Raw genomic sequence first — 17997 nt, forward strand, 5'->3', positions numbered from 1 at the left:
ATCCTTTATATCGTTTACTTATTGAAATAAACCGTGAACTTCGTCCCAATCATATGCTGCGACTCAACTTCGACCTTGTAGTCAGCCAAATTTGAAAGGTGCTTCACAACGGCCAGACCAAGTCCTGATCCAGATGCCATTCGAACACCCGTTGGAGTTCTGTAAAAGCGCTCAAATATCCTTGGAAGCTCTTCGTCAGGAATACCAACACCAAAATCGCGTACTGACAAATAATCCTTCGTGATCTCAACAATAACTTTTGAATTTTCGAAAGAGTACTTCACTGCGTTCGACAGTAGATTTCTCAGAATCGTTCTCAGGATGAATTGATCACCGGTAAGAAAGTCTACTTTTATCTCTTTCAGAACCTCTATTCTCTTTGTGTTTATCAATCCTTCCAGATCATCCACAACCAAGTCAACAAGTTTTCTAACATCGATCTTCTCAACCTTCGGAGTGTAAACACCAAGCTGCGCCATCGTTATATACTCAATCTGTTGTATGATTCTTGAAAGTCGTTCTATATTCTTCTGTACTCTTGCAAGGATTTCTATCTTTGAAATGTCTTCCTCTTCTTCCATCAATTCAGACACAGCACTGCTGATAACTCCGATCGGATTCTTGAGCTCGTGAGCAATCAAAACCGACATATTCATTTTCGTGTCGTGAAGATACTTTTCTTGCGTTTTATCCTTCAAAATTAAAACTCCGACGTCTTTCAAATAACGAATTCGAAAGAAGAACCATCCGCCTTTCTTGCTTGAAAAAACTTTATCCTCAAATTCAACAATATCTTTATCTTCACCGTCATGAACCGCATCAACCAGCAAGTTCCCCTTTTCCAAGATCAACAAATCGAATATATCCGCACCGATGCATTCGCCAAAATATTCTTTAGCTTTCTTGTTTATTTCACTCACTTTAGTACCTTCTATTAAGAAAACCAACTCATCGACGTTGTCCAAAACCCTCTTTAAGAACATAATTTCATTCTTCAGAATCTTTATCCCCTTTCTTTGAGAACTTATAACCGACGCCTCTAATAGTGATAATCCAATTTTTGCCAAGCTTTTTCCTCAAGCTGTTTATGTGAACATCAACCACCCTGTCGTAAACTTCGAATTCATCCTTCCACAGCTCTTCCAAAATCTGCTCTCTTGAAAACACTCTGTCAGGCCTCTGGGCGAGCAATTTCAGTATCTCGAACTCCCTTGTAGTTAGTTCAATAGGTTCGCCATCGTAAGTAACAACATAATCATCTGGATAGATTTCCAACTTACCGTACTTTATGACCTCTTTCAATCCCCGAGTTCTTCTGAAAAACGCCTTCACACGCGCCGCTACTTCCCTTGGATTGAATGGCTTTCCTACGTAATCATCAGCCCCGAGTTCTATGCCGAGGATTTTATCAAGATCCGTATTCTTGGCTGATATAATTATAATTCCAATCTCCGGAAAATTCGACTTTATATCCTGAATTTCGTTCAAAGCATTCCCATCTGGAAGCATTAGGTCAAGAACTATCAAATTTGGAGAAATTTCTCCAAGCTTTTTGTACATTTCATTAATACCATACGCTACACTTACTTCAAATCCTTCGCCTTGAAGAAGTCTTGCCAGACTTTCAGCAAGAGCGCGTTCATCTTCAACAACGAGCACCGTCATAGTGACTCTTTAAGCTCCCTTCCGGTCTCTATAAACACGATTTCTTCACATATATTTGTTAAATGGTCTGCAACTCGCTCAAGGTCTCTTGAAAACAGAACGTTCAAAACAAGCTCATGCGCTCCTAACCCTTCGACTTCGCTCGTTATCCGTCTGTCGAGCTCGTCTATTACATCGTCCATCTTCCAAGTTTCTATTGCAAGTTCCGTATCCCTTCTTGAGAACGCAGTTACAGTTTTTTGGAGCATGTCGATGACTTTGCCGAACATCTCTTTTACAAGGAATGATGGTTTGAAGTTTGGTAAATTTTCGATTATCCAAAGAGTCCTCTCTGCAAAATTGCACGCGTGATCACCTATTCTTTCGAGGTTGTTTGCAAGCTTCATCGCTGCGATTGTGTATCTCAATTCCTTTCCAAGCGGGTTAAACCTTGCGATGATATCCAATACCAGCTCTTCTATCTCGCGGTTTATATTGTCTATCTCATCGTCCATTTCAATTACTTTTTTTGCCAAATTTCTATCCAAGTTTTCGAAAGCAAATGAGGACATCTCAATTGTATCCATCACAAGCGAGACCATTTTTGACAATTCTGCTCTCAGCAATGAGAATTCCTTTTCAAAATGGTGCCTTTCGCTGTTCATACTCACACCTCCTATAATCCTCCGAACACTCTTATCCTATTTTACCACTTAAGAACTGCTGAGTTAATTCGTGCTGTGGATTTGTTAAGAGCGAAGAAGTTAACCCTTGCTCTATTATCTCTCCTTTATACATAAAGACCGTATAGTCCGAAATTCTCGAAGCCTGCCCGATGTTGTGCGTGACAATAGCTATCGTAAACTTTTCTGCAAGTTCTTCTATCAACGATTCGATTTTCTGCGTCGCAATTGGGTCAAGTGCGCTTGTCGGCTCATCAAATAATATCACTTCCGGCTCAACTGCTATTGTTCTTGCTATACATAACCTCTGCTGCTGTCCACCTGAAAGCTTCAAAGCGTTCTTGTCCAAATCATCCTTAACTTCGTCCCAAAGCGCTGAAACTTCCAAAGACCACCTAACTTTTTCCTTTATCTCTTTCTTATCAGTAATCCCTATCAGTCTCAAACCATATGCTATGTTTTCAAAAATGGACATAGGAAATGGCGTAGGCTTTTGGAAGACCATTCCTATCCTTCTTCTCAATGCGTAGACATCGATATCCTCATCGTAAATATTTCTATCATGGAAGAGGATTTCCCCGCTCACTTTGAACTCAGGAATCAAATCGTTTATCCTGTTAATGCTTCTTAGAAGTGTAGATTTACCACATCCCGATGGTCCCATGATCGCAGTTATCTTATTCTTCATTATCTTCAAATTAGCATCCTTTACTGCCATTTTTTCTCCATAGTATGCGTTAAAATTCTTGATTTCTATAACGAAATCATCAGACGTCTTTAACGTTTCCTTCATCACTTTTCCCTCCTAAAAGCAAAAGCTATTGTGTACACGAGTATAACGAGCAATATTAAAACAGAAGTTGCACCTTCTGCCATCCAACGAGCCTCACTTCCGTACGAAGCTGTTAAGAAATACACGTGCGTCGGAAGAGTCATAACAGGTGACAACAAGTTTCTCGGTAATTGCGTTGCGTAGAAGACCGCTGCGGTGAGAATCAAAGGTGCGGTCTCTCCTATCACACGTCCAGCTCCTACGAACGAGACTGTCAAGATACTCTTTTTCACGGCTGGAATTAACATATCGAAGATAACCTCGCTCTTTCTTGCGCCCAAGGCGTACGCCGCTTCCCTAAGTTCTCTGGGGATAGATCTCATCACTTCGTAAACAGCAGAAGAGATAACTGGGATGACCATTATAGCTAAAGTTAATCCTCCAGCTAATATGGACGTACGCATGTTCATCAATATACAGAACAATCCAAGTCCAAACAGACCGTACACAACAGAAGGAATACCGCTCAAAATAGTCACCGCGAATTTTATATAACCAAGATTGTACTCAGACAACACAACACCGAGCAATATTCCCAAAGGAACAGCAATAGCAAGCGCTACGACTGTCAAGATAACTGAGCCAAGTATCGCTGGAAATATCCCTCCATTTCGCATCTGATTTCTCGGAAATTGCGTAAAAAACTCTATGCTCCAGTGTTTCAATCCCGGAACAAGAGCTAACAAAAACAGAACCACTATCATGATAACTATCGCATATGTCAACACTCTTAAAACATTTGCAGTTACAAAATTACTCTTTGCGAGTCCACGCTTTTTACTAGATAGCAACTTTTTCACCTCTTACTCCTCCTCAGCAGCATGATGGAGATAAGCTCAAAGATGGTCGAAAAAATAATCAGTACCAAACCTGCCACGAATAAAGCGCTGAAATGCGTCGAAAACCTAGCTGCCTCAGGCATTTCACTTGCAATAGCTGCTGTGAGTGTCTTCATCGGGTCAGTGAGTTTTTGTGGCACCATCGCAGCACCACCGCCAAGTAACAAAACAACGATCGTTTCTCCAACTATCCTGTTTGCTGTAAGGACCGCCGCATTCAGAATTCCTGGAAAAGCGGCTTTAGATGTAATTCTGACATACGTTTTGAACGGCAACGCACCGAGCGCCGCACTCGCTTCTTCCAACTCTCTTGGCACATTATCTAACGATTCCAATATCAGAACTGTGCTTATTGGAATTGTGAGGAAGAACAATCCAACAAGAGCGAGTAACAGATTTTGTGGCGAATAGATACCAAATTGGACAAACAGGGGACTGAAGTGTGTAAGGAAAACGAAAGCGATGACGACTGATGGCACGCCGGAGAGGTATTCAATGAACCTTCGAACAACAGCCTTTTCCTTTTTAGATGCGAAACCGTGGAGGTAGATGGCTATAAAGTAAGAAACTGGTAGTACCAAAATTGTACCGAGGACAGTCACGATAAGAGAGTTCAATATTAAAGAACGCATACCGTACTCGCCCGGTTCCCAGACGGGGTACCACTGATCAGACAAAAAGAGGTCCGCACCGACGGTGCGGATAGCAGGAAGCGATTCTCGTATTAGGTAGAAATACACACCAAAGAGTACCAATATCGCAAATGCCGACGTCAGCGTTAACAAAGCTTTTCGGGTTTTATCTTTCAATTCTCTTCTCACTTCTATCCCCTTTCTATCTCTAACACTTGCGTGTAATTAAAATAGAATGCTTTGCAATCTTTCTTTTACTTCTGATATGCTTCTAAATGGTTGACGCACTGTTTTTCTTTGCAAATTACTGACCAAGAGCTGCGACAAAACCTGCTTTTTCGACTAATTCCTGACCTTTCTTGGACATAATGAATCTTAAATATTCTGCAACTGGACCTTCTTCTGGCCAACCTTTTGTTATGTCAACGAATATGAAGAGAGGTCTTGAGAGTGGGTACTTGGCTGAGAGAATGTTCTGTTTTGAAGGAAGTACACCGTTTACTGAAACAACCTTAACTGAGGTGTCAACATATCCAACTCCGAAGTAAGCTATTGAATAAGGTGTCTTTGCAACCGTTTCGAGCTCTGCCATTGAGGATTCGAGCATTCTAACCCTTGGAGACATCTTTTCATCTAAAAGAACCTTTTCTTTAAATACTTCAAATGTACCAGAAGCTGTATTCCTTGAGAATGCAACTATATCTCTTGCTGGAAGGTTTGGATCAATCTGATTCCATCTTGTAACTTTTCCTGTATAGATATCCTTGATCTGCTGGATTGTAAGGTTCTTAACTGGTAAATCCTTGTGAACAACAACCGCAATTCCGTCCCAAGCTACTAAAATTGGTGTGAACCACTTTTTCTGAGAGAACATCTGCTGAACCTCTGAGTCTTTGAACCATCTGCTTGAATTGGCTATATCTGTTGTACCGTTGAAGAGAGCAGCAACTCCTGTAGAACTTCCTGCACCCTCGAGCGTTACTTTGATATTTGGATACATCTTACCGAATTCTTCAACCCACAACTGTGAAAGTTCGAGCATCGTGTTCGAACCTTTGATAACCAGACTGTTTGCAAAAACCGCTGAAGAAACAAATAAACCTACTAAAAACAGCAAACCTACAAACTTTCTTGAGAGTGACTTTGCCATACCGACACCTCCTAATTTTGTTAAGATTTTGTTAACCAAAGGTATTGATAAATTTCAAAAATCATATTATCTTCTTAAATAGGGGACACCCCCCAATATACTCTCAATAAGGAGGTATCCCGATATGGTTAATATCCAACCCAAATGCCCTCATTGCGGCTCTTCTAACTTCATCAAAAACGGTCATGATAAGTTCAAAAACCAAATCTTCTTTTGCAAAGACTGCAAGCGTTACTTTAAACTTACTTTCACCAAAAAACACAAACTTTTCTCTTTCCCTTATCCTCGTTGTGTTCATTGTAACCATGTCATGGAAATTTACAAAATCCGCCGTTATTTCGTTCGTTTCAGATGCAGAAAGTGCAACTTCAAAACTTCTGTTCCACTTTCTCTTCCTCAGCCTGTGCCTTTCAACTTTCATCCTTTCAAATTCTTTCGCTTCCCTATCTATATCGTTCTCAAAGCTTTCATCTTGTACTTCAAATACAACCTTTCTCTTCGTGCTATTAAATCTTGCTTGAATATCAATGTCTCTCATGTCGCTATTTACAAATGGATTATCAAGTTATCTTCTGTTATTTCGCTTTTTGAGTTTGAGAATGTATTTAAAGTTCATGGTGATGAAGTCTAAATAGAGTTAATAACCGACGGACTAAAAGCGTACGAGATAGCAGTGAAACTAAATTTTGATAATGTTGAGCACAGAGAAGTAAGACTAGGTAAAAACAACGAATGTGAATCGAAATTTTCGTTATTTAAGATGTTTGTTAGAGCGAAAAGGAGCTTCAAGAAATTTAGCAACATACGGTACTATGTAAATGGTTTTTGTGTAGTAAGGAACCTATGCAAGTTATATGAGAACGAAAATGAGATGATTACAGCTTTAGCTTCCATCATCATTACTAGTTAACAGCATCTTTGTTAAGTACCGAGTTCGCTTTAATTATTTCATTTAAAAATTAAGCTTTGATTGTAGAATGTTAAGAATTGTTAAGACAAAAAATAAAAAACAGCCACCTTTCGGTGGCTGTGAGGTAATTTGTGAGGTAATTGTAGAATTATAAATTTGAAATTTTGAACTTATCGATACCAGTTACAACATCTCCGAAAGACTTTTTCAGTTCACCCATTCTCTTAGTTGAGCTATCTACTGAATTTCTAATTTCTTCTATCTTTCGATTCACTTCTTCAATCTTGACGTCAGCTTTTTCAACTTCACCCGCAACGCCTTCCATAGACTTTACCAACTCTCCAATTGCGTTCACTATGTCTTCAACGCTGTTTTTCTCATTCTTACCTTCTGCAGTTAAATTCTTTATTATCTCGTATATACTCTCTATCTGTGAACTCACTTCGCTATAATGTTTAAGTGTTTGATTAAGCTTATCTCTACTCTCCATTATACTCTCCAATGTTCCTGTATAATCTGAATTTATATTTTGAATATCCTCGAAAATACTATTGAGCATAACCTTTGCCTGCTCTACAAACGATTTGCTCTGCTCAGCAAGTTTCCTTATTTCATCAGCAACGACAGCAAAACCTCTTCCCGCTTCACCAGCTCTTGCAGCTTCTATCGCAGCGTTCAATGCAAGCAAATTAGTCTGCTCTGCTATACTGGTTATACCTTTTAACATATCTTCGATCTTCTCATTCTTACTCGACAAATTCCCTATCAACTTTAACAATTCTTCGCCCCTCTCCTTAGTTTTCTCGAGGGCACTTGAAGTATTTTCCATAACCGTTCTTGACTCAGCGCTGCTCTTTGCAACACTTCCTAAATATTCCGATGCCTTATCTAAATTCTGAACGAACATCTCCAAACTGCTGTTTATACTCTCTGAAGCTGCATTAACCTCCTCAGTTGTTGCTGTAACATCGTTGATTGCCTTGAGAATATCTTTGAATACCTTCTCAAAATCATCTATGCTCTTTTCAAACTCTCTCTCGAAATCTTTAACAAGTGAGATATTTCCCTCAAATTCTTTAATAGCACCGCCCATATCTATCTTAATTCTTTCGATAATATCGATAAGTGCACTTCTAGCTGTATCAATATCTTTAAAAATTCTACTTATCTCTTTCATACCTTTCTTACTGATACTCACGCTCAAATTGCCTTCCGCGAAGCTGTGCATAACATTAGAAACATTCTTGAGTTTTGATAATATATAGAAACCCAAAAGTAGATACGCAATATTCACAACCAACAAAATTGCCAACGAAGGTAAAGATGCTCTAATAACCTTACCTCTAACAAAATTTGCATCAAAATCGCACGAAAGCCAAACATCCTTGCCCGAGAAGGTTCCAAATTTAACCCCAACTATCTTTAACTCTCCCCATTCTTCACTCCTATATATCGGTGTAATATAGAAATCATCAGCTTTTGAGATATAAGAAATAACGAAAGAATCTTCTTCTGTATCTCCGAGAGCTGAGAATTCTTCTGAATTTTTTGGCATCCCGTCAACTAAATAGACAATCTTCCCGTCGGTAGACACATAGAACGTATACAGATATTTAAACCCATACTTCTCTCTTACCTTGCTAAGATACAAATTAATCTTCTCATATTCTGGAATCGTATCATCCATACTCGCAACGACTTTTTGCATGTCTTTCTCATCAATACTCACCGATATTGCCCTTAAAGTCGCCAGTGCATCTTCCCCAATCTGCCCATCCATCGCACTGAAATTTGACCGATAGGTGAAAAATATCCCCAAAACTACACTGATGACAAAGATGATAAGTGTAAATACCCTGAGACTCATATTTTCACCTCCTCTGAATACAATTATACTGTTTTCAAATAAAATCTTTGTGAGGAATATGTTATTTACTTTTCAGCAATATAAAAACAAAACAATATCAACTTACGCTTCTTTCTTGAAAAACATGAACTCATCCAAATCTCGCGTCGCAAAGTTATTTTCGCATCCTTTTTCAACCCTGTCACGATATCCTCGATGCTAACTCTTGACTCAACCATGAGATTGGAACAATTCTTTGCAGAAATACCTCTTCTAATCAAAAAATGGAATCATTTCCAATTCTTTCTTTAAAAACTTTCGATTCCGTAGTATAATAACTTGTTGTGAAAATATCGAGAGTTTTCTTAAGACTATGACTTCTAAGGAGGTGTAGGGTATGCTAAAAAGGATTTCAGTGCTATTGTTGGTTTTATTTGTACTTACATTCGTTTTTGCAGAAACTGAGCTCATCATCCACTACCACAGATGGGATGGAAACTACGACGGTTGGAACCTCTGGATATGGTGGGTTGAACCAATCTCGAAAGAAGGGGCAGCTTACCAATTCACTGAAAAAGACGACTTCGGCGTTGTCGCAAGAGTTAAATTCCCTGAAACGTTGACAAAAGTCGGCATCATAGTTAGACTCAATGAGTGGGTGCAGAAAGACGTTGCTATGGACAGATTCATAACGATAAAAGATGGAAAGGCGGAGGTGTGGCTCTTGCAAGGTATTGAACAAATTTACACAACAAAACCCGACACAAGCCCAAGAATTCTCTTTGCACAAGCACGCGACCAGTACACGGTAGAAGCATATCTCACAGGTCAGATTGAAACAACAAAAGCAACCGCAAAAGTGACAGTGGACGGCAAGCCTCTCAAAGTAGCCAGAGTTGAAAAAGCAAACCCAACAGATATTTCCAAAACAAACCACGTAAAAGTAGTTCTTTCAGAGCCAATAAAACTCGAAGATGTAAACAAAGACATATACGTTGAAGTCGAGGGCTACAAACCTGCACGCGTTGTGATGATGGAAATACTCGACAAGATATACTACAATGGACCTCTCGGATTCGAATACACTCCGGAAAAAACAACAATCAGAGTCTGGTCACCAGTCTCCAAGACAGTTGACGTGCTTCTCTACAAAAACTGGGACGATAAAGAACCAGCTCAAGTTGTCCCTATGAAATACATCGGAAACGGTGCATGGGAAGCGGTATTGAACGGCAACTGGGAAGGCTGGTTCTACAAGATAAGATACTTCAGCTATGGCGAGTACAGAGAATCACTCGACTACTTCTCAAAAGCAGTAACAGCAAACTCCAAAAAGAGTGCAATCATCGATTTAAAGAAAACAAACCCACAAGGCTGGCTAGAACACAAAAAGCCACCATTTGAAGACCAGGTCGATGCAATAATCTACGAAATTCATGTTGCTGATATAACAGGGCTTCCAAATTCTGGTGTAAAGAACAGAGCAACGTACATCGGCTTGACGGAAAAAGGCACAAGAGGTCCGAACGGCGTAACGACAGGACTTGACCACCTTGTTGAACTCGGAGTGACGCACGTGCACATACTTCCAGTCTACGACTTCTGGACAGGCGACGAGCTTGACAAAGATTTCGAGAAATACTACAACTGGGGATACGACCCATTCCTCTTCACAGTCCCAGAAGGAAGGTACTCAACAGACCCAATCAACCCGTACACAAGAATCAACGAATTCAAACAGATGGTTAAGGTGCTCCACGAAAACGGTATAAGAGTCATACTCGACATGGTTTTCCCACACACGTACGGTGTAGGCGTACTTTCTCCATTCGACCAAGCTGTTCCGTACTACTTCTACAGAATAGACCAGACCGGCGCATACCTCAATGAGAGCGGTTGTGGAAACGTCATCGCAAGTGAAAGGCCAATGATGAGAAAGTACATCGTAGACACAGTAAAATGGTGGGTTGAAGAATACAAAGTTGACGGATTCAGATTCGACCAGATGGGGTTAATTGACAAGGATACTATGATAGCTGTAAGAGACGCTTTAAAGAAAATAGAACCAGCGATAGTCCTCTACGGTGAACCGTGGGGCGGTATGGGAGTATCTCCGAGATTCGGAAAACACAACCTTGGAGGCACAGGCATAGCTGGATTCAACGACGAATTCAGAGACGCAATGCGCGGTTCAGTCTTCAACGCAACAGTTAAAGGCTTCCTCATGGGTGCACTAGCAAAGGAAACAGGCATCAGACGCGGAGTTGCAGGAAGCATAGAGTATGATGAAATCATAAAGAGTTTTGCGAAGAACCCGCAAGAAACAATAAACTACGTCGAAGCACACGACAACCACACACTTTGGGACAAAAACTACCTTGCAGCGCAAGCTGATACAAATATCAAATGGACGGAAGAGATGCTCAAAGAAGCTCAAAAGCTCGCAGGTGCGATACTCCTAACATCCCAAGGCGTAACATTCCTCCACGGAGGACAAGACTTTGCAAGAACGAAGAAATTCGACGAAAACTCTTACAACTCACCAATCTCAATAAACGGATTTGACTACGAAAGAAAAGCGCAGTTCATAGACGTTTTCGAATACTACAAAGGGCTCATCGAATTGAGAAAAGCACACCCAGCATTCAGACAGAGAACAGCAGAAGACATAAAGAAAGTACTCACGTTCTTGCCGTCTCCAAGAAAAGCAGTAGCATTCATGCTCAAAGATCCGAAAGATTCATGGAAAGAAATACTCGTAATATATAACGGAGACACAAAAGAACAGACATTCACACTGCCAGAAGGTACATGGAACGTTGTAGTTGACAGCAAAAAAGCAGGTACAAAAGTACTCTATCAGCTCAGTGGACAGATTAAAATACCAGCAACATCTGCTCTTGTAATGTACAAATAAAAGCAACAAAAATTATCTAAAAATTGTTGAAAAACAACAAGTTCGTATGGTATAATATCCCCAAGAAAGGGGGTAGAAAATATGCCCAAGAGAATTCTTGTTGTTGAAGACGAGCCAAACATGAGACTCTTAGTAGCTGAAGAATTAGTAGATGCCGGTTACGATGTCGATGAAGCTGAAAATGGGGAAGACGCATTAAGAAAATTCCAAGAAAGAGTATACGATTTAGTTACAATCGATATAGAGATGCCCGGTATGAATGGTTTAGAACTCGCCGGTAAGCTTAGGGAAATAAGAAAAGAGGCGAAACTCGTACTCTTAACAGCTTATTCTCACTACAAAAGCGACATGGCTTCATGGGCAGCAGATGCGTACGTCGTGAAGTCTGCTGACTTGACTGAATTAAAAGAAGTAATTAGCCGTTTAATTAACATGTAATCGATGCCCACACCTGCTAAAAAAAGGGGTGGGCATCACCCCTTTTTTTCTATTCTTAATCTGGCAGTGTATAATATACATCAGAGATGCTTTAGGAGGTGTCTGAATTGGATTACAAAAATACTTTAAACCTGCCACAAACCAACTTTCAGATGAAGGCAAATCTTGTGAATAAGGAACCCGAGATGCTCAAATTCTGGGAAGAAAAAGAGATTTACAAAAAGACCCTTGAAACGCGCGAAGGTGCACCAACATACCTGCTTCACGATGGACCACCATACGCAAATGGTGACATACACCTCGGCACAGCGATGAACAAAATCCTGAAAGACTTCGTCACGCGCTACAAAACGATGCGTGGATACAGAGTACCGTACGTACCGGGATGGGACACGCATGGACTTCCAATAGAACACAGAGTAACGACCACTCTCGGTGAAGAGGCGAAGAACAAGACACCTGTCGAAATCAGAAAACTCTGTAAAGAATTCGCACTCAAGTTCGTTGACATACAAAGGGAAGAATTCAAAAGGCTCGGCGTCAAAGGTGATTGGGAGAACCCGTACATAACGCTTAACCCAGAGTATGAATACCATATACTCGGCGTCTTCAAAACGCTGGTTGAAGATGGAAACGTCTACAGGGGGAACAAACCAGTCTACTGGTGTCCAACGTGTAAGACCGCCCTTGCTGAAGCGGAAATCGAATACCACGACCACGATTCGCCGTCGATATATGTAAAATTCCAGATGGTTGATGACCCAAAAACGTACGTAGTCATATGGACAACAACACCGTGGACAATCCCGGCAAACGTAGCTATAGCACTCCATCCAGAATACACATATGTAAAAATCAGAGTTGGTGAAGAACATTGGATAGTTGCCGAAGGACTGCTCCAAAAATTCGCAGCGGATGTCGATATAAACTTTGAAGTTGTTGAAAAATTCCTCGGAAAGGAACTCGAAGGAAAACTCACAAAACACCCATTGTATGAAAGAACATCAGTCATAGTCCTCGCAGATTACGTCACGCTCGAAGATGGTACCGGCTGTGTCCATACAGCACCAGGGCACGGTGAAGAAGACTACCAGACTGGCTTGAAATACAACCTCCCAGTACTCTCGCCTGTTGACAACGAGGGAAAATTCACAAAAGAGGCGGGAAAATACGAAGGATTAAAGATTTGGGATGCGAACAAAATAATCGTAGAAGACATGAAGGCAAACGGAAGCCTCATCAAAGTTGGAAAGATAAGCCACAGCTACCCACACTGCTGGCGCTGTAAAGGACCGGTCATGTTCCGTGCAACACCGCAGTGGTTCATATCAGTCAACAAAAATAACCTCAGAGGCAAAGTCCTTGAAGAAATAAAGAAAGTCAAATGGTACCCGGCATGGGGAGAAAACAGAATCACTGCAATGGTCCAGGAAAGACCGGACTGGACAATATCAAGACAGAGAGTCTGGGGCGTACCAATCCCAGCAGTACAGTGTAAACACTGCGGAGAAGTCATACTCGATCCAAAAGTAGTCGAACGCTTTGCAAACATAGTCAAAGAAAAAGGCACAGACGCTTGGTTTGAAATGGACGTAATAGACCTGCTTCCGGAAGGATTCAAGTGTGAAAAGTGTGGAAGCACGGAGTTTGAAAAAACATACGACACGCTCGATGTCTGGATCGACTCCGGTTGTTCGTGGGAAGCGGTAATAAGGTCAAAAGGCGAGAAATTTCCGGTTGATTTGTATCTTGAAGGTGACGATCAGCACAGAGGCTGGTTCCAGAGCTCAATATTCTTAGCAACAGCAAAAGCCGGGACAGCACCATTCAAGAGCGTCGTAACGCACGGATTCATAAAAGACGAACAAGGAAGAAAGATGAGCAAATCGCTCGGAAACGTAATAGATCCACTGGAAATAGTCAACAAATACGGCGCAGATATACTAAGACTTTGGGTTGCAAGCACCGATTTCTTTGACAACATAAGGGTTGGAAAGAACATAATCGAACAGCAAGTTGAAGTATACAGAAAACTTAGAAACACCATCAGATATCTACTCAGCAATCTGAACGACTTCACAGAAAAAGATATATTGCCATACGAAAAACTACTACCACTTGACAAGTGGGCACTCGCAAGGCTCCAGAAATTCGTCGAGCAAGTTACTCTGTACTACGAAGAATTCGAATACTCGAAAGTATACAACGCAACGATCAAGTACTGCACAACGGAGCTCAGCTCTGTCTACCTCGACATACTCAAAGACAGATTGTATGTCGAAGCCAAGGACTCAATCTACAGAAGGTCAGCACAAACCGTGCTCCACTACATACTCGAAGCACTTGTAAAAATACTTGCGCCGATAATTCCATTCACAGCCGAAGAAGCGTATCAAGAGAGTCACTTGAAGAGATTCGAAAGCGTACACCTTGAATACTGGCCAGAAGTTAAGAAAGCATTCATTGACGAGCAACTGCTTGAAGAATTCCAGCAATTGATGCTCATACGCGACGACGTGCTCAAGGCTCTTGAAAACGCTCGTGCTTCGGATGTCATAGGCCACTCCTTAGACGCACACGTGGTATTGGAACTGAAGAACAATGACCTTAAAGCACTTGCAAAGAAATACGAATCGCTCCTCGAAGAATTCTTCATCGTCTCAAAAGCCACGCTCAGCGAAAACGTATCTGGCTACAACGGCTTGGTTGCAAACGTCGAAGTCAAACGCGCAGAAGGAGAAAAATGTCAGAGATGCTGGAAATACCATCCAGAGACAGGAAAAGACAAGCAACATCCGGAGACATGCCCAAGATGTGCAGCAGTACTAAGAGGTGAGAGGAAATAAGGCTGATGAGCGAAAAAGCACTTAAAAAAAAGATTTTGTTACTAACAACACTACTAATGCTTTTCATCTCGGTGGTTGGGCTTCCCGCCACCGATTCTACTTCACAAACAACGCTAAAAATCCCAGCAAAACTCGGAATCCAAAAGATAGACATCGATAAGAACATCAAAGTTGATGGCAAAAACTACCCGTTCACATTCTTAGACGGAATGCTCCTTACCGACGGGACGAGAAAAATTACAATCAACAACCGCACCTATACGATACAAGTAAAAACAATGCCAGATCCAGTGAAAGCCGATGGTTCAGTTGAATACTACACATTCGTCCTCGAAAGCACCGCAACATTTTACGATCCTACTGTCCGAGAATTAAAAACTGTTGCAACAAGCAAAGAAATGTCGATATCAGAAAAAATGTACATCGGTGTAATAAAAGATGATTTTGGTAACATATCGGACATTGCGTTCGTACCGCCCACACTTGAAAAACTCGACATACTAGATTCACAAAACCCGATATCAAACATCTCAGGCAGGAAATTCCTTCTGTCGTCCAAATCGCCATACAGGATAATAAGCAGGACGATAATCCCGGAAAACAGCGCACTAATACTCGAAAATGGCGTCACGCTCATAAACTCGCTAAACGCTGAACTTAACATCAAAGGCTCGCTCGTAACAACCGGACCAGCAACAATTCTTGGTAGTGGAACGTTGAGTGTTTCTGGAAGCGGAATACTCTATGCAAACGTCCTGGGGACTGAATTGAAAGTCACGTCAGACCGCGGCGCATTGGTGTTCTTAGATGGTTCTGACATCCTCGAAATGAACCTCACGATGCCCAATTTTGTGGTCATACGCAACTCATCACTTCGAAGCGTCAAAATAAACGGGGCATACGCAGTTTACATAATCGATTCGAACATAGGTGATTTAGAGCTCAAAAACTGCGGAAACGTAATTATCAACAACTCAACGGTAAACAACGCAAACATGGGCATTGTTACAAAAGCCATCACGTACAATTCTAACTTCTCAACAATCAACGTTTCTGACCTATCCGTAGTTTCGCTCGTGTCTTCTGACACAAATACAATAAGTGCAGACAGAGGTGGGGTTGTAAAAACAAAAAACTCAGAAATAACAAGCATAATTCTTCAAAATTACTCAGTTGCGTACCTTTACAAAACCACATTACAGATGCTAAAAACAGAGAACTCTAAATACTACATCCTTGAAAGCAAAATTGGCAATATAATAAAGTAAACCCAGCAAACACAACTTATCAGGGGGTGTAAGAAATGAGCGACTGCGTATTCTGCAAAATAATAGCCGGGCAAATACCATCGGAAAAGGTATATGAAGATGAAGAATTCATCGTCATCAAAGACATCAGACCTGTCGCACCAACGCATTTACTTGCGATATACAAAAAACACGTTCCGACAATCAACGACTTGGAACTCGAAGACAGCAAAAAGATGTGGAGATTGTTCGAAGTAATAAAGACCGTAACAAAGCAGCGAAACATAGAAAGCTACAGAATAGTCCAGAACAATGGAAAAGACTCAGGCCAAGAAGTCCCGCACATACACTTCCACATCATAGCCGGCAGAAGACTCGGAGCGCTTGGATGATCAACAACACAAACCAAAAGCGAGGTGGACGAAATAAAAGCGATAGTATACTTACCGATAAAGCCGGAAATTGCGAAAAAGCTCAACCTTCCGGTTAAACTTCCAGTACTTGCCGAAGACCTATTACTCATTACCGACCAGAACAATATACCTATAGACGTTCTCGTAAGAGGGCTTGAAGAACAATTTAAAATCGAAAAAGACGAATACTGGAAATCTTACCTTGTGTACTTTTATTACGAAAAATTCAAAATCCTGCTCAATGCAAAACAATACAACGACGCACAGGAACTTCTCAACAAAGTCAAAAACATAGCAACCGACTACAGATACCACTTCTACACCGCATTGCTCCAAGCAAAAGTTGGAAACTACGACCTTGCGGAGATAGAATTCAAACAGGCTCTTGCCCTTAATCCAAATTTCTCATTGGCATACTACGAACTTGGAAACTTGCTCTTTGCCAAAAAAGACTACGACGAAGCTGTTGAAGCGTACACAAAAGCTTACCAGATTGACCCGAACTTCCTGCTCCCATTGTTGAAAATCGGGGACACATACATGGAACTCGGACAACTCGATGATGCAGAAGTAGTCTACAACTCAATAATCCAAAAACTCGAATCCCAGCCGCTTGCAAGCGAAGGGCTCGAATTCCAGCCCATGCCAGAGGCATACTTACGACTTGGTGTACTCTACAACATTCGCAACCAATATGAAAAAGCAGAAAAGACATTCAGAAAGGGATTGCAGAGCGCAAAAATGCCTGAAATAATATACAACTTAGCCTACACGCTCACAAAACTCGGAAAACACTTTGAAGCGTACAAAATGCTCTACGAACTCTCAAAAGAATACGAAACCCCAGAAGTGCTCAACGAGCTCGGCATCTTGCAAAGAAGGCTCGGATTGTATGAAGAAGCCTATGCAACGTTTGAAAAAATCCAGGAAGATTTTCCGGAAAATTTTGAAAGAATACAATTTTATGTGGGCAAAAAGCACTTCGACGACGAATACGAAAACGAAATGAAAAAATCAGAAGACAAACTCGAGCAGATAGAATTTCCATTCCAAAAAGAACTTGAAATAATAATAGAATCGACAGACGATGAAGGACAGATAATAACAGAAAAATTCATCGAACTAACAAAAATCACCCCAAAACTCCAAGACACACAAAGCGCAAGTACTGAACACTTTTCATACATACTTGCAGGAATCTACATTGCAGGAACTGAACCAATAATAATGGAAAAAAACGCAACGCACATAACACTCACAACCATGGGTGCAGGACTGCCGCTCGCATGTTCAACAACGATATTAAGATTGCACCAAAACATACTGTCAGGCGAAACAAACATTGACCACTTCATAGAAGACATAAGAGCAGAGATTGAAGAACTACATTTCGAATTTGCCAACGAACTGACGTCGCTACTCGAACAACCACTCGACGACTTTTTTGACAAAGACTGTAAAGACTACGAAAAATTCACGGTGAATCTCATAAAGGCAATCGGATATCAGCCTACGAAAGAAGAGATAGGACAAATATCGGATGAAATCCTTAGAAAGACTGTTGAGTTTTACATGCGAATAATCGGATGAAAGAATTTAC

14 protein-coding genes and 1 pseudogene are annotated in these 17997 nt (G+C 41.0%); 7 read left to right on the forward strand and 8 right to left on the reverse strand.

Annotated elements, in window-relative coordinates; genetic code table 11:
• Window positions 1–14: 14 nt before the first annotated feature.
• The 7 genes from IB67_RS01130 to IB67_RS01160 form a co-directional block, all read right to left on the reverse strand.
• Complete coding sequence (locus IB67_RS01130; RefSeq protein ID WP_464309306.1) at window positions 15–1067, reverse strand: sensor histidine kinase; 1053 nt, start codon at window positions 1065–1067, stop codon at window positions 15–17.
• Window positions 988–1665, reverse strand: coding sequence for a response regulator transcription factor (locus IB67_RS01135; RefSeq protein ID WP_072761121.1), 678 nt, complete (start codon window positions 1663–1665; stop codon window positions 988–990). The genes IB67_RS01130 and IB67_RS01135 overlap by 80 nt, the downstream gene beginning before the upstream one ends.
• Window positions 1662–2309: a phosphate signaling complex protein PhoU gene (gene phoU / locus IB67_RS01140; RefSeq protein ID WP_072761119.1), complete on the reverse strand. Its 648-nt coding sequence runs from the start codon at window positions 2307–2309 to the stop codon at window positions 1662–1664. The genes IB67_RS01135 and phoU overlap by 4 nt, the downstream gene beginning before the upstream one ends.
• Before the next feature lie 31 nt (window positions 2310–2340).
• Window positions 2341–3120, reverse strand: a complete 780-nt coding sequence (gene pstB / locus IB67_RS01145) for a phosphate ABC transporter ATP-binding protein PstB (protein WP_464309305.1) — start codon at window positions 3118–3120, stop codon at window positions 2341–2343.
• Window positions 3120–3959: a phosphate ABC transporter permease PstA gene (gene pstA / locus IB67_RS01150; RefSeq protein WP_498875345.1), complete on the reverse strand. Its 840-nt coding sequence runs from the start codon at window positions 3957–3959 to the stop codon at window positions 3120–3122. The genes pstB and pstA overlap by 1 nt, the downstream gene beginning before the upstream one ends.
• Window positions 3956–4819 (reverse strand): PstC family ABC transporter permease, encoded by an 864-nt coding sequence (locus IB67_RS01155; RefSeq protein ID WP_464309303.1) that lies wholly within the window; start codon window positions 4817–4819, stop codon window positions 3956–3958. The genes pstA and IB67_RS01155 overlap by 4 nt, the downstream gene beginning before the upstream one ends.
• Before the next feature lie 115 nt (window positions 4820–4934).
• Window positions 4935–5780 (reverse strand): phosphate ABC transporter substrate-binding protein PstS family protein, encoded by an 846-nt coding sequence (locus IB67_RS01160; protein ID WP_464309302.1) that lies wholly within the window; start codon window positions 5778–5780, stop codon window positions 4935–4937.
• A 124-nt stretch (window positions 5781–5904) separates the two neighbouring features.
• Between IB67_RS01160 and IB67_RS01165 the strand changes: the two are divergent.
• Window positions 5905–6690 (forward strand): annotated as a pseudogene (locus IB67_RS01165) (DDE-type integrase/transposase/recombinase).
• 148 nt (window positions 6691–6838) lie between these two features.
• Here the strand turns inward: IB67_RS01165 and IB67_RS01170 are convergent.
• A complete protein-coding gene (locus IB67_RS01170; RefSeq protein ID WP_498875346.1) occupies window positions 6839–8557 on the reverse strand; it encodes a methyl-accepting chemotaxis protein in 1719 nt (572 codons plus the stop codon).
• A gap of 376 nt (window positions 8558–8933) precedes the next feature.
• Between IB67_RS01170 and pulA the strand changes: the two genes are divergently transcribed.
• The 6 genes from pulA to IB67_RS01200 all read left to right on the forward strand — a co-directional run bounded on the left by pulA (window position 8934) and on the right by IB67_RS01200 (window position 17987).
• Window positions 8934–11453: a type I pullulanase gene (gene pulA / locus IB67_RS01175; RefSeq protein WP_464309299.1), complete on the forward strand. Its 2520-nt coding sequence runs from the start codon at window positions 8934–8936 to the stop codon at window positions 11451–11453.
• An 81-nt stretch (window positions 11454–11534) separates the two neighbouring features.
• Complete coding sequence (locus IB67_RS01180) at window positions 11535–11891, forward strand: response regulator (protein ID WP_464309298.1); 357 nt, start codon at window positions 11535–11537, stop codon at window positions 11889–11891.
• 107 nt (window positions 11892–11998) lie between these two features.
• Window positions 11999–14737, forward strand: a complete 2739-nt coding sequence (gene ileS / locus IB67_RS01185) for an isoleucine--tRNA ligase (protein WP_464309297.1) — start codon at window positions 11999–12001, stop codon at window positions 14735–14737.
• Window positions 14738–14742: 5 nt separating this feature from the next.
• Window positions 14743–16005 carry a hypothetical protein gene (locus tag IB67_RS01190; RefSeq protein ID WP_464309296.1) on the forward strand — a complete coding sequence of 421 codons (1263 nt, stop codon included), beginning with the start codon at window positions 14743–14745 and terminating at the stop codon, window positions 16003–16005.
• A 35-nt stretch (window positions 16006–16040) separates the two neighbouring features.
• On the forward strand, window positions 16041–16376 hold the full coding sequence (locus IB67_RS01195; protein WP_464309295.1) for a histidine triad nucleotide-binding protein: 336 nt from the start codon (window positions 16041–16043) through the stop codon (window positions 16374–16376).
• A 24-nt stretch (window positions 16377–16400) separates the two neighbouring features.
• On the forward strand, window positions 16401–17987 hold the full coding sequence (locus tag IB67_RS01200; protein ID WP_464309294.1) for a tetratricopeptide repeat protein: 1587 nt from the start codon (window positions 16401–16403) through the stop codon (window positions 17985–17987).
• The last annotated feature ends 10 nt before the right edge of the window (window positions 17988–17997 follow it).

This window comes from Fervidobacterium riparium, from assembly GCF_025370035.1.
In the GTDB taxonomy this organism is placed as follows: domain Bacteria; phylum Thermotogota; class Thermotogae; order Thermotogales; family Fervidobacteriaceae; genus Fervidobacterium; species Fervidobacterium gondwanense.